The sequence below is a fragment of the Nostoc sp. C110 genome (assembly GCF_043099725.1).
Taxonomy (GTDB): Bacteria; Cyanobacteriota; Cyanobacteriia; order Cyanobacteriales; family Nostocaceae; genus Nostoc; species Nostoc muscorum_A.
Genome location: NZ_CP171148.1, coordinates 1,890,930 through 1,904,613, shown reverse-complemented (window position 1 = coordinate 1,904,613; position 13,684 = coordinate 1,890,930). Strand labels below are relative to the sequence as shown.

General features: G+C 43.1%; 13 protein-coding genes. 5 read left to right on the top strand and 8 right to left on the bottom strand.

Going from position 1 to position 13,684, the window contains the following annotated elements; translation table 11 throughout:
- Positions 1-92: 92 nt before the first annotated feature.
- Positions 93-245: a hypothetical protein gene (locus ACFFRD_RS13770; RefSeq protein ID WP_392481977.1), complete on the bottom strand. Its 153-nt coding sequence runs from the start codon at positions 243-245 to the stop codon at positions 93-95.
- Positions 246-272: 27 nt separating this feature from the next.
- Between ACFFRD_RS13770 and ACFFRD_RS13765 the strand changes: the two genes are divergently transcribed.
- Positions 273-1,382, top strand: coding sequence for a LeuA family protein (locus ACFFRD_RS13765; RefSeq protein WP_163934717.1), 1,110 nt, complete (start codon positions 273-275; stop codon positions 1,380-1,382).
- Between the two features lie 4 nt (positions 1,383-1,386).
- Complete coding sequence (locus ACFFRD_RS13760; protein WP_163934714.1) at positions 1,387-2,028, top strand: hypothetical protein; 642 nt, start codon at positions 1,387-1,389, stop codon at positions 2,026-2,028.
- Between the two features lie 323 nt (positions 2,029-2,351).
- On the opposite strand, the gene ACFFRD_RS13755 is transcribed toward ACFFRD_RS13760, so the two are convergent.
- The 4 genes from ACFFRD_RS13755 to ACFFRD_RS13740 form a co-directional block, all read right to left on the bottom strand.
- On the bottom strand, positions 2,352-4,715 hold the full coding sequence (locus tag ACFFRD_RS13755; RefSeq protein WP_392481976.1) for a response regulator: 2,364 nt from the start codon (positions 4,713-4,715) through the stop codon (positions 2,352-2,354).
- A 320-nt stretch (positions 4,716-5,035) separates the two neighbouring features.
- Positions 5,036-6,178 carry an XdhC family protein gene (locus ACFFRD_RS13750; RefSeq protein ID WP_392481975.1) on the bottom strand — a complete coding sequence of 381 codons (1,143 nt, stop codon included), beginning with the start codon at positions 6,176-6,178 and terminating at the stop codon, positions 5,036-5,038.
- A gap of 307 nt (positions 6,179-6,485) precedes the next feature.
- The gene (locus ACFFRD_RS13745; RefSeq protein WP_392481973.1) at positions 6,486-6,656 is read right to left on the bottom strand and encodes a hypothetical protein; all 171 of its coding nucleotides are present in this window, start codon (positions 6,654-6,656) and stop codon (positions 6,486-6,488) included.
- Between the two features lie 152 nt (positions 6,657-6,808).
- Positions 6,809-7,507: a DUF4142 domain-containing protein gene (locus ACFFRD_RS13740; RefSeq protein ID WP_392481971.1), complete on the bottom strand. Its 699-nt coding sequence runs from the start codon at positions 7,505-7,507 to the stop codon at positions 6,809-6,811.
- Positions 7,508-8,140: 633 nt separating this feature from the next.
- Here ACFFRD_RS13740 and ACFFRD_RS13735 point away from each other — a divergent pair.
- From ACFFRD_RS13735 to ACFFRD_RS13725, 3 genes are all read left to right on the top strand, one after another.
- Positions 8,141-8,512 carry a hypothetical protein gene (locus ACFFRD_RS13735; RefSeq protein ID WP_163934699.1) on the top strand — a complete coding sequence of 124 codons (372 nt, stop codon included), beginning with the start codon at positions 8,141-8,143 and terminating at the stop codon, positions 8,510-8,512.
- Positions 8,513-8,714: 202 nt separating this feature from the next.
- The gene (locus ACFFRD_RS13730) at positions 8,715-8,969 is read left to right on the top strand and encodes a UPF0175 family protein (protein ID WP_193200542.1); all 255 of its coding nucleotides are present in this window, start codon (positions 8,715-8,717) and stop codon (positions 8,967-8,969) included.
- Complete coding sequence (locus ACFFRD_RS13725; RefSeq protein WP_392481969.1) at positions 8,959-9,441, top strand: DUF3368 domain-containing protein; 483 nt, start codon at positions 8,959-8,961, stop codon at positions 9,439-9,441. The genes ACFFRD_RS13730 and ACFFRD_RS13725 overlap by 11 nt, the downstream gene beginning before the upstream one ends.
- Before the next feature lie 149 nt (positions 9,442-9,590).
- On the opposite strand, the gene ACFFRD_RS13720 is transcribed toward ACFFRD_RS13725, so the two are convergent.
- From ACFFRD_RS13720 to ACFFRD_RS13710, 3 genes are read right to left on the bottom strand one after another with little or no spacing between them, the layout of a single operon-like run.
- The gene (locus ACFFRD_RS13720) at positions 9,591-11,801 is read right to left on the bottom strand and encodes a xanthine dehydrogenase family protein molybdopterin-binding subunit (RefSeq protein WP_392481968.1); all 2,211 of its coding nucleotides are present in this window, start codon (positions 11,799-11,801) and stop codon (positions 9,591-9,593) included.
- Positions 11,798-12,781 carry an FAD binding domain-containing protein gene (locus ACFFRD_RS13715; RefSeq protein ID WP_392481967.1) on the bottom strand — a complete coding sequence of 328 codons (984 nt, stop codon included), beginning with the start codon at positions 12,779-12,781 and terminating at the stop codon, positions 11,798-11,800. The genes ACFFRD_RS13720 and ACFFRD_RS13715 overlap by 4 nt, the downstream gene beginning before the upstream one ends.
- The gene (locus ACFFRD_RS13710) at positions 12,768-13,391 is read right to left on the bottom strand and encodes a (2Fe-2S)-binding protein (RefSeq protein WP_392481966.1); all 624 of its coding nucleotides are present in this window, start codon (positions 13,389-13,391) and stop codon (positions 12,768-12,770) included. The genes ACFFRD_RS13715 and ACFFRD_RS13710 overlap by 14 nt, the downstream gene beginning before the upstream one ends.
- Between the last annotated feature and the right edge of the window lie 293 nt (positions 13,392-13,684).

Sequence of the window (13,684 nt, the reverse complement as noted above, 5' to 3'; positions counted from 1 at the left end):
GCACTAGACTGACTGATGTCTTGAGGCGAAAACTACTGTGCGGGCGACCGTTGTTTTTTGCATTGACACGAATGGAAAAGCCTTACTCATGTTCAAAATCTAGTAATTTGAAGAGTTGTATTCATCACAATCATAAGCCCTACCACAGGAACATCTCCCAGATACTTGACCTGCTGCCAGTTGTCCAGTCCCAGATAGTCGTGGGCGATCGCCTCTTGCTTCTGTCGTGAGCAGTTGGGAGACAAAAACAAATGAAAATTTTTGAAACCACATTGCGGGACGGAGAACAAGCGGCGTTTATTCATCTTGAACCCAGGCAGAAAGCTGATATTGCAGCCTCACTGGAAGCGATGGGTGTCGATATAATTGATGCTGGATTTCCCGTCGCCTCGAAGCTTGATTGGGAGGGTGCTTATGCAATAGCTGATGCAACCAACTTTGTCCAGTTAAGCGTATTGGCTAGACATATACCAAAGGACATTAAAGCAGCCTACAGTGCGGTAAAACATCATATAGACCGCACTAGATTGGCGACATGGGTTATGCCATACGAATTATACACTCGCCATACTTTTGACTCCGACATCCACAGAAGGATCATTAATTCATCACGCAAGGCAGTGAGCTATGGGCGAGATATTTTTCCGGCTGTACAGTATTATCTGGTTTACAGTGGTAACCGAGACAAGTATTTTCTGAGTGAATTGGCTTGCGAAGTAGCGGATGCTGGTGCCACATGCATAGCAATTGCGGATAGTCAGAGTACTATGAATCCAAATAGTCTCGCATCTTTGGTGAGTTTCATTAAAGAGAGCTTACCGATAGGTGTTGACATATCTATTCATTGTCATAATAATATGGGGCTTGCCCTTGCCAATACTGTGGCAGCGATTAATGCTGGTGTCAGTCAGGTGGAAGCAACTATTGGAGGAATAGGTGATGCTGGTGGAAATACACCACTTGAACAGATTTTGGCATACGCCAGTTATTTTGAGAAAGATAATCCTTTATTTGAATGTGGCTGCCGTCTTGACAGCCTTTACAAGATTGCCTGTGATCTGAGCAAGCTGACTGGTTTCCAGTTTGCATCAAATCAACCGTTTGTTGGACTAGATACTTTTAGTGTTGAAACAGGCATACACCATTCACTTGCTCAAAACATTCAAAACACCACATTTGATCCGAAAGTTATTGGCCGTAATATTAAGTCTACCGTTGGAAGACATAGTGGACTTGCTGGACTCTGTGACAAACTGCAAGAGATTGGTGTAGACACCTCGTCCATAAATTTTCATATTCTTTACTCAAAAGTCATGGAAGCGGCAGAGACAGAAGGTACAGTCTGTAACGATACACTACTCCGTTTAGTCAAGGAGATGTAATACATTGGATGTCACTGTTATTAAATATGGGGATGAAGCACTTCCAGAAATCAAACGGCACCTTAGCCAAGGACAGCCTGTTGTCTTACCCAACCCTTCTCCCTTGCCGTATATGGTAGTGGCTGTTTCTCCAGTCATAATCAATAGACTGAAATGTAGATCGGTCGATCAAAATGTGGCTTCTTTTATCGGAAGGTTCGAGACTGTCAAACAATATTTCAATCTCGACCAATACGGTATGGAAATAGCTGAAAAATGCCTCTTTGAAAAGAAAATGACTGTGCTGTGTCCAGTCAAGAACGATATTGAGGTGCCGGCATTCCTTCTACCCTCTCTTAAAAACAATCATATTCTGTTGTTTGCTACTCATTTGACTGGATTACAGCAGTTATGCCTTCAATTTCCTTCACTGTATGTTAGCAGCGGGAACGTGACAACGATGGAGCCACAGCAATTTTGTACAGATGTGCAAGCCCAGTTCAAGGAATTTGGAAACACTGAATTCAGATTGCTTCTAGTCGATGGAGATCATTTACGAGACAGACATCAACGCCACGGCTCAACAACAATGGTAGCGATCTCGCCTACTGGCAACTTTTCTGTTAAGCGCAAAGGCATACAGCAGCTACACCCCCTAACTGTCTAAGAGCTTGAAACTCAAGTACGGTGCGAAGTTCGGTATGTTGATTAACCAAAGCTTGTATTGTGCTAACTGGATTACGATGAAGGCAACGTTTTTGCTGGCGCGGAGCTTCGTCCAAAGCTAATCGACGACGTTGAGTTTTATACTCAGTTATAGGTACTTGCTGAATTTTTTCAAGTAACTGTTGCTCACTTTCTGCTACAAATATAACTTGAAATTGACCTAACTCACGTAATTCAACAGTTAATTGGTATGGCGTTCCTTAAAAAGAGAGAGTATTGTCATCCTTTACCCAATACTCAAAAAGCCTTCTTTCCTATTGCCTTTTAGCTCTGCTTCAACATAGAATTAGCAACTTGGTATAGAGATTGTAAGTTTAGTCCATCATTAGGATACTCAACCACAGCAAAGTTACAAGTTACCTGAAAGCGATCGCCATTTGAAGCTGTAAATACTTGCTGGCGAAGCTTAATTAAAATTTCACTGAGGCGATGTTTGACAACAAGTTGCTCTGTGTCTACTGTTACTTCTGTTTCAGTAAACCCAGAAATTCCCACCACAAATTCTCCGTTACCCCAATAGCCCAATATTTCACCACTGCAAAATGCTGATTGGAATAGCCGACTCCATCGTTGCAATACTTGATTACCAGCCTCATGGCCGTACTGGATATTAATTTGGCGTAAATCGCTGATATTTAAGATCATCAAGCAAAGCGATCGCTGATTTTTTTCGGCTTGAGCTATTAGGCGCTGTAAGTCGCGGCTAGACTGAAATTGATTTGCCAGTCCCGTTAAGGGATCTTTAGTAGAGAGCGACTGGAGTAGGCGGCTGCGTTCTAAGCGATGGGTAATCCTGGCCAGCAATTCTGCCCCTACAACAGGTTTAACCACATAATCATCTCCCCCAGCAGCAAACACCTGCTGCACCGTTTCCATCTCTCGGTGAGCCGTTAGAAAGACAATTGGCAATTCCTGCCATTGGGGATCTGTGCGAACTGCCCGGCAAAGTTCTATACCACTAATTTCGGGCATTTCCACGTCCAAAATCAACAAATCTGGTGCAGTAGATTGTAATACTTCCCAGAAACGTAGGGGATCGTCCAATCCGGTGATTCGCATTCCCCAAGGTTCTAACATTGGGCCTAGTGCGGCTAAAATAAGCGGGTCATCATCAACGACTAATACATTTACTTTTAAAGAACGGGTAAACTGTAATATTTGTGAGACAGTTTCCCAAACTTGACTTGCAGCGACAGGCTTGAGAAGAAAACCCCGCGCCCCAGACTGAGCCAAAGTTACACGATCTACTAGTCGATCGGTAACAGCAAGTGCCAGAACAGGTATAGGAGGGGTGTGTGTTGCTAAGTCCAACATTAATGCTAAAGTTTCCTCTCGCTGCCCTATCTCATCTACATTTAGCACTACTAAATCTGGTGATGTTGTTTGCAAGAAGTTTTTTGCACCTTCTAACGTTGTTATTTGCTGCCAACGCATTCCCATAGAATATGCCACTTGTTGCAACTGTGAACCCAGTTGTAAATCAGGGTCAATCAGCAGTAACTTAGAACTTATCTCTTCCTCAATCGAGGTAGCAGTTTGATCTACTAGCTTTTGTGCCATTAAGTTTAACAATTCGCCTAACTCTTGTATCAGGGATATCAGTCGGCGTTTTTGGGCTGCCAATAACTCTCCATCTTTGGCTAAAATCTGTTCAATTTTCCGTGCTATTTGAGTTCCTGTTTCTTGCTCAAACATTCCCAAAACACCAGCTAGCTTATGCGCTTCCCGTTCAGCCGAATTACGTAATTTTATAGTTAGTGTGCCGCTAGAGAGTTCTGCTGCTGCTTGTTGCAATACCTCCATTCGCTGTGTCATTAACCCCTGGTATTGACTCCACAGCCCATTCATTGCTTGCTGAAACTGCTGCTCAACGGATGGAGATGTATCGGTTGTGGAAGAATTTTGAACTGGATTTTTTTGAGTTATTTCTTTTTTGATATTTTCACTACTAGTAGTTTTTTGGGATTTTAAGCGATATCCCAAACCATAAACGTTTTCAATCCAGTCTACGGCTCCAACTACTTTCAACTTGTGTCGTAACCCCTTAATATGAGACTTCACAGTTTCTTCTTGGGGTGGATCGTCAAAAGTCCAGAGATGTTCGATAATATCTCCCCGACTAAAAACCCGCAATGGATTCCGCAGTAATATCTCCAGCAGACTATATTCTTTAGGTGTCAAATCCAGAACTTGATTGTCGTATGTTACTTCGCAAATACTTGGATCTAAACGCAATGCTCCAACTTCTAGCACTGGAGGACGGGGAGTATCGCCGCGACGTAGCAAAGCGCGTACTCTTGCTTGCAGTTCTCTCAAATTTAAAGGTTTAATTAGATAATCATCTGCTCCAGCATCGAGTCCGCGAATGCGATCGCTAGTTTCATCTTTTGCTGTGATCAATAAAATAGGAGTGGAACAGCCACTAGAACGTAAGCGCTGGCATAAAGTAATACCATCCAGCTTCGGCAGTACCACATCTGTTAATATCAGGTCGTAGTTCGTAGCTTGGGCATATTCCCAACCAATTTGTCCATCTTCTGCTATTTCAACAGCATAGTGTTGTTGGGTAAGAGACTGCAACAAAACACTTGCTAAAACTTCGTCATCTTCAATCAGCAAGATTCTCATCGCAACACTACCTTTTTTTGCATATAGAAATCCTATTGGGACTTAAACAAAAATGTAGACCAAATTGGCTTTATAAGCAGTAAATACATAATGATGAACATCAAGCAATCGAAAAATTAACTTCAAGGACATTCGATTACCACAGGTTACAAACTGAAGCGATCGCAATTTCTGCAATGTGACGCAAAAAACGACATCCTTAATCAAGCAACAGGTTTTTTGCTGTACCCGTCACAAGAATAATAGCTATGCTTGATGTTTCAGTTTCTATATTGCTTATGGGTCAATATCATAACAGATAAGCACTATGTCCCCAGTTACTAATTAAAATTGTTTTGATAACTTTTATGAATTGGTTGATTACGATTTTTTAAAAAATTACTCTTACGGTTTGTCAGCACTGCTTGAATTTCTGCAATGATGGCGATCGCTATTTCTTCTGGTGTCTCTGCACCAATATCAATACCAACAGGACTATACAATTTATTTAATTGTTCACTAGTAGGAACTATCCCTTTGATGGATAAATCTTGCAGCAATCTTTCTGTGCGATGCTTTGTTCCTAAAACGCCAATATAACGTGCAGGAGATGGTAGCATCATCTTTAAAATTTCTAGATCGTCAAGATAATTATGCGTCATCACTACAGCTATTGTTTGAACATCTATAAAAATCTGTTTATGTATAATATCTCGATTGCTAAGGATGACATCACAACCTAGAGGAAATCGCGCTCTAGTTGTCTCATTAGCTCGACAATCAACTACAGTAACATCCCAACCTAATGCTTGAGCAAACTTTGCTACGGGTACAGCGCCATAACCTGCACCAAATATTACTAAAGGTGTGGGTGGTTGAATGACTTCGATGAAAACTTCTGCACTGCCTAAAGGTAACTGATAGTTGTTGACGCTTGACTTGTGATTAACAAAGGCCGCTTGAACATCTGCACTCAGAGATTCAATTAAATTTGGATCTTTAATGTCAGTGACAATTTTACCATTTGGGTACAGCAGTAAGCGCGACCCAAGTTTTACATCTACCTCGCCTTCAAAAGCAAAGACTGTAGCAATAATACCCAAATGTTTTTTATGAAAGCACTCTCGTGTAAAAGCGATCGCATTGGCTATGCTTTTTCTCTCAAGCCGTTCGATGAGAACTTGTACTACCCCATTGCACCCCAAACCAAAACCCCAAAGAATATCTTCAGAGGCGGTGCGATCGTAAGTAACAAGAATTGGTTTGCCGTCTGACATTCGTTGCTGAGTATACTCAAATACGTCATTCTCTAAGCAACCAGCGCTGATTGTTCCGATCATCCGACCTGTATTTGTCATAAACATTTTAGCACCCGGTCGGCGATAGGTTGAACCTTGAGTTTTAACTACAGTGGCAAGAAAAGTGATTTCACCACTTTCTTGACTGGATTCAAAGCCTTCTAAAATTGCTTGTAATTCATTCATTTGATTGCTTATTTTTCTATTTATAGTAGTTTTGAAGCTTGAGGATATGATAGTGACAATAAAAACTAATAGAGTTTAGTTAAGGCTATAACTCAATACACTTCATTCAAGGATAATCGTAGCTTGGGTTGAGGAAAGAAACCCAATATTTTCGTTAGTTTTTGACGCTAACTGAACTTTATTGAGCTATAACTATTTGTGAAAGTCAATTTTTTTAACGAACTGCTTGAAGATTTAATTTTATTTAAATGCAGAGGAGCGCAAAGGTAAGCGCAGGAAATTCGTTACAAATTAATGAAATGTTGTACTAAGTTAAATTAATGCGTTCCTCTGCAATGCTAATGCGTCCCTCTGCAATGCTAATGCGTCCCTCTGCAATGCTAATGCGTCCCTTTGCAATGCCAATGCGTCCCTCTGCAATGCCAATGCGTTCCTTTGCAATGCTAATGCGTCCCTCTGCATTTAAGAAACGCTTCAATTTTAATGAAGCATTCTAGGAGCGGGGTCACGAGTGGCATCCAGTCCTGATAATACACAAGGTAGAGAGATTGTTTTGCCTGTTTGTGCGGCTTCGTAAATCAAGGTTATTAGTTTTTGCTCTTGTGGTTTTTTAACGATGAAATTTGGGATTTATGGGGTGCTGGTTGGAGTTGGGGTGCTAGTTGGAGTGCTAGTTGGGCTGCTATTTGAAGTTCCACCAGGATTAACAATGGAACGAACCTCTTCCAAGTGTTTTTGGAGGGTTGGTAGCGCTTGAGCCGCAAATGCTTTCACATCTGGATCTTGTCCCTGTTGAGCTTCAGTTTGAAATGCTGCGACATCCTTTTCATGAGCTTGAAGCATCTGATTCAGATATTGGCGATCAAAGTTAGTACCAGAAAGCCTAGATAAACGTTGCTTGGTTTGCTGATTATTGCTGCCGATACTAGTTGGCAATGTGACACCTTTTTGAGCTGCCAACTGTTTGAGTTGTGCGTTGACCTGGCTATGATCTTGAACCATACGCTGTCCATATTGTTTGACTACATTGCTCCTTCCACGTTGTGATGCAAGTTGTCCTAATTGAACTTCTGCTAAACCATCTTGAGCCGCTTCAGTGATAAATTGTCTATCTGAAGAACTGAGGTTATTTTGCCCTGATGCAGTTGGTGATACAGTTGGAGAAGCAGTTGGGGAAGCAGTTGGAGATGGATTTTCAGTTGCTTGCACAGACTGAGCAGATGGAGCTTCTGATGTATTCTGGTCACGGGGACTAGTTGGTGTGCAACCAGTTGCGACAGATAAAGCGATCGCTGCTAAACCAGTAGAAAATATTTTGAAGTTGGACATAATCAACGCTTTCCTTAAATAAAAGTGTATTTTGAAACGCAAAACTGTCGCGATCGGATAGTTAGGTGCGATCGCTAATTTAATGACGAGTTTAAATCTAATATTTACCCCAGATAATCTGGATTCATTGCTGTAGTGTCGTTTTGCTTTAATCCCAAAGCGAAAGCAGTTTATTAAAAACTGCGTTTACCGATCTCTATAATTGCCTCCTACTAAGCAATAACAGGAATAAGCCGAATAGTATCACGACAATTTGGCATAGAGAATCTAACTAAGGTGTGTTTTGAAACTTACTCCGTAAGACGCATTCACAATGCAAGCCGATGTGTTGATAATGCAAGCCGATGCATTCACAATGCAAGCCGATGTGTTAATAATGCAAGTTGATACATTTACAATGCAAATTGATGCATTGTGAATGTAAGCCCATACATTCACAATGCAAGTTGATACATTCACAATGCAATGTAAACACACGAAATTCGACTGGCTGGGCCCGCTACGCTAACGTCTCACTACGCGCTTTTGCGTCTATAAATTATTGTTCACCAAATATCTATTTAAATTCATCTTACTGTTAGATTTTAAGTTGTAATAGATACGTTAGATATACACAATACTACTTATACATCTATGACTATCCAAGATACAACACGCCGTTTGCGTCCTCAAACTATTAGTCAAGATATTAGCTCATTCCACGGTTTGCAAACCGTCAACACCTATAATACAAACCGTGTTGATGCCTCATCTGCAAAGTTACAGGAAGTTTATCAGGCGATGTTGATTTCTCAACAAGCCGAAACTGAGAAACTAGCTTTATACCGGGCTGCTGCTGATGCTGCCCGATTAGCAGAATGGGAATTTCATAACGCTGTATTAGCGATGAAAGAAGTCGTGCGCGGGCAATATGGCTCAGATAGCGATCAAGCCCAAGCAGTGGGATTGAAGAAAAAATCAGACCGCAAACGTCCTTCTCGTAAAAAGGCAGTTGCGATCGCGTAACCGCACGCTGGAAGCGATCGCTCCCTCTTAATTTCTCCCTCCGTGTCCTCTGCGCCTCTGCGGTTCGATTCTCATGCCCCCACAGATCCAAAGTACAGTGAATAATAAAGCAACCGCTAGCTGTTTTGAGTTTCAAAGAGTCAATATTAGCACTCTTGACTCTAAGCAGAGGAATACTCTCTAATAAACTGAGAATAAATTTATGCGAACAGTACCAATCCAATTACCAGAAACAGTATTTTCAGCACTTCGTAAAAATCCAGAAGAATTTATCCAAGAAATGCGAATTGCCGCAGCAGTTAAATGGTATGAATTAGGTGACATTTCACAAGCCAAAGCAGCAGAGATTGCTGGGCTAACTCGTGCTGAATTTATTAATGCCTTATCACGCTACCAAGTAGATTTTATGCAATATACTGCCCAAGAGTTAGCCCAGGAACTGGCAAATGTCGATTAATCGTGTAATTATTAACTCTTCACCTTTGATTGTTCTTTTGAAAAGTCAGCAAGCAGAATTAATTCCCCAATTATTCACAGAAATTTTAGTTCCATTGGGTGTTTTTGAAGAAGTCACAACAAAAGATGATGTCGCATCAACACAATTACCCAGTCTTTCTTGGATACAAACAGTAGAAGTTAATGCTATTGCGCCTGTTGTAGCAGCTTGGGATTTGGGAAAGGGAGAATCACAAGTATTGAGTTTGGCACTAAAAACTTCAGACTGTGCCGCCATTGTTGACGATAGGGCAGCACGGCGTTGTGGTCAAGCTTTAGGTATTACTACTATTGGAACAGGAGGTTTGCTGATATTAGCAAAAAGACGTGGACTAATCCCAAGCATATCTCCTGGAATTCAAGCTTTGCGTGACGCTGGTTTGTGGTTATCCGATAGTTTGGTCAATTTACTCAAACAACAAGCAGGGGAATAGCGATCGCCCCTAAATTAGAGAGGCAGGGGAACAGGGGAGCAGAGGGAGATGAGGGAGACAAGGAGGACAAGGGAGAATTATTGAATAAGTCTCTTCCTTGTCTGTTCTTCATGCCCAATTCCCAATGACAAATGACAAATGACAAATGACTACAACAATTTATCTAATGTAATTGGCAAATCACGAACGCGCTTACCTGTGGCATGATAAACAGCATTAGCGATCGCCGCAGCAACACCGGTAATGCCAATTTCCCCAATCCCCTTGACACCAAGCGGGTTGATATGTGGATCGTGTTCATCGACAAACAACACCTCAATATCAGGAACGTCTGCATTTACTGGTACGTGATATTCAGCTAAATCATGGTTGACAACGCGTCCTAGATTCGGGTCTATAACCGTATGTTCCATCAGTGCCATCCCGATACCGTAGACAATCCCACCGACGAGTTGACTGTTGGCTGTTTTGGCGTTGAGGATGCGTCCAACACCAAAACTTCCCACCCAGCGCGTTACTCGCACTTCGCCGGAATCAGGGTTAACGCGGACTTCGGCAAATTGCGATCCAAATGCGTGCATTGAGAACTTCTTTTGTTCGTCCCCAAGCTTGGCATCTGCACGCGCTTCGATCATTTTCATTCCATGTCGTGCCAAGATTGCTTGATATGTTTCGCTTACAGACGATTTATTCTTTAAGAAAAAGCTACCATTTTGGGCAATCACATCTTCAGCGTTTGAACTATAAAGCGGCGATTTTTGATCGGCAAGTGCTAGTTGCAAAAGTTTACTACGAGCTTGATTGCCCGCTAAATGTACAGCCGAACTTACACTCGCTGCTGTTTGCGAACCACCGGAAATGGGAGTTTCTGGCATCTTAGTATCGCCTAGTTCAAAGCGAACTTTCTCAACTTGTACACCAAGCGCATCAGCTGCAACTTGAGTCATGACAGTATAAGTACCCGTACCAATATCTTGAGAACCGCTTTGCACTAAGGCTGTACCGTCTGCCATAATCTGAGCGATCGCAGATGCCGGAGAACGATTGGTCGGATAAGTTGCTGTTGCCATACCCCAACCAATCAAATAATTGCCGTCTCGCATCGAACGGGGTTTAGGATTACGCTTTTGCCAGCCAAATTTTTCTGCTCCTGTCTTGTAACACTGGATGAGTGACTTGCTTGACCAAGGCAGTCCTTTAGTAGGATCGACATCAGCATGGTTACGCAACCGCAGTTCTACCGGATCGATATTGAGTGCATAAGCGAGTTCGTCCATTGCCGACTCTAAGGCGAACGATCCAGAAGCTTCACCTGGGGCCCGCATATAGGTTGGTGTTCCCTGATCTAGCTGAACCAGACGATGGCTAGTTTCGATATTCGGGCAAGCGTAAATCATCCGAGCGCTTTTACCAACAGGTTCAATGAATTCATCAAAAGTTGAAGTCTGTGAAGTGCCAGTGTGTCGGAGTGCAGTTAATTTTCCGTCGCGGGTAGCACCCAAAGAAACCTGTTGAATTGTTTCTGGCCGGAAGCCGACAGGGCCATACATTTGTATCCGTCCCAGAACTAATTTGACTGGGCGATTTACCTGTCGTGCTGCGATCGCTGCTAGTGGTACGTGCGACCAAGCCGACCCTTTGCAACCAAAGCCACCGCCCACAAAGTAAGACATAATGCGGACTTTCTCAGGCTTAATTCCTAATACCTCCGCAACTTTTTGTTGAGTCGAAAAAATTCCCTGAGTTGCGTCATACAGCAGCAGTTCATCGCCTTGCCAAACTGCTGTTGTCGCATGAGGCTCCATCGGATTGTGATTTTCCACTGGAGTGGTATAAGTCTGCTCGACGCGCACAGCAGCATTCGCTAGTCCCTGTTTGACATTGCCGTGAGATGAATCGGGCGATTCCTCTCTAGGGATTTTACCTTTAGGAAAGTATGCCTTAGCGAGATTCTCCCGCATATTGATGGCAGGTTTCTCTTCGTCATAGCGAACTTGTACGAGTGAGGCAGCATACATCGCTCGTTCAAAGGTATCGGCAACGACGACACCAATATGCTGACCGCTATACAGCACAGTGTTATCTTGTAACACTTGCACCTTATGACCGCCGCCCTTTTCTCCAGAAGCTGTGGGCGCGTTGAGGTGGGTAATAACTGCTAATACACCCGGTACTTGCTCCGCCGCCTTTGTATCAATTTGGGCAATCTTACCTTTAGCGATCGCACTTTGAATTGTGACTCCATAAGTCATTTTTGCAACTGGAAACTCTGCCGCATAGCGTGCCTCACCCGTCACCTTTAGATGGCCATCAACTCGATTGAGTGGTTTGCCGACAACTATATTATCCCCTGCATTCATGCCATCCCTCCTACTGTTGTCAGCGCCTTAACGATGGTGCGTTTAGTCAGTTCGACCTTAAACCCGTTGTATTTTTGAGGTTTAGCTCCAGCAACGGCAGCATTTGCTGCTGCTTGAAATGCTGCCTGATTTGCTGGCTGATTCACAAGGGCTTTTTCTGCATCGTAGGCACGCCAGGGTTTTGTCCCTACCCCACCAAGGGCAATGCGTGCCGAGCGAATAATGCCATTTTGAATATCTAGCACCGCCGCCACTGATACCATTGCAAAAGCATAAGAAGCGCGATCGCGAACTTTTAAATAGTGCGATCGGGCTGCAAATGGTGAAGCAGGTAAGTCAACAGCAACAATCAACTCTCCGTGTTGGAGGACTGTTTCCCGTTCTGGTGTCTCGCCAGGGACAAGGTGAAAATCTACAAGTGGAATACTCCGCTCTCCATTCGGCCCCCGTGTTTGCACAACCGCATCCAGTGCCACCATTGCCACCGCCATATCAGAAGGATGAGTGGCAATACAGCGATCGCTACCGCCGAGAATTGCGTGAATCCGGTTGTAACCTTCAATTGCCGCACAGCCGGAACCGGGAACGCGCTTGTTACAGGGCATTGAAGTGTCGCGGAAGTAGTAGCAACGGGTACGTTGTAGCAAATTTCCGCCCACTGTTGCCATGTTTCGCAGTTGCGGTGATGCCCCAGACAACAACGCTTCTGACAGCACAGGGTAACGCTGTTGAATTATTGCATCATAAGCAACGTCGCTATTGCGTGCCATTGCTCCAATCCGTAGATTGTTACTCTGCATTTCTATCTTGCTTAGTGGGAGTGGGTTAATATCAACCAACTCTCTTGGCGTTTGCACATTCAACTTCATCAAATCGATTAGGCTAGTACCACCAGCAAGATACGAGGCTTCGGCATCTGGAGCCACCAAAGCCACGGCATTTTCCGCTTGTCGCGCTTTTTGATAGTTAAACGGCTGCATCTTTTTTTCCTTCTAAGACATCGCGGACAGCAGCCACGATATTTTGATAAGCACCGCAACGGCAGATATTGCCACTCATCAATTCCCGAATGTCGTCATCTGACTTAGCGTGTCCTTCGTTGACTAAACTCACCGCCGAACAAATTTGTCCCGGTGTGCAATAACCGCACTGAAATGCGTCGCGGGCAACAAATGCGGCTTGCATCGGGTGCAGATTGTCTCCTTGCGCCAGACCTTCAATAGTTGTAATGGCAGCACCTGTGTGCATGATGGCAAAAGTCAGGCAGGAGTTAATTCGCTGTCCATCAACCAGCACCGTACAAGCGCCGCATTGACCGTGGTCACAACCTTTTTTACTGCCAGTTAGCCCTATGTATTCACGAAGTGCATCAAGTAAGGTAACACGCGGTTCAATTTGCAAACTATGTCTTGTTCCGTTCACCTGTAATGTTACCTTCATAGTTTCAGATATCGAACTTTTCAGCATGGGGGTAGTTCTTTTTATCGGAGTTTGTCCCACAGTTTTCTCTGCAAAATTACTGATCGTAGCCGCTACTGTACTGACGAGCATCAATTGGCCCAATCTACGCCGTCTTAGGCGAAACTTCATCTTTTTACTCCATTCTGCTTTTGTTGAGTAATAATATTCAGTAATTCTTCTGGCTTAAATTCTTAGTAAAAATCATTTTTACTTTATAAATATTTACCTCAAAATAACATTGTTAACAGAATACAATTTCATCTTGTTCTCGTCTCTCTATCAGAAGATTTATGTCATAAGTATCATCCCTACTTAAATAAGTTGGCACAATAAAATTAAACTATGTAAAGAAAAACGAACTAGGCTAAAACTCTCATATATATTGCCTGTTGCCTATTGCCTTATCACAACGACAATTATTT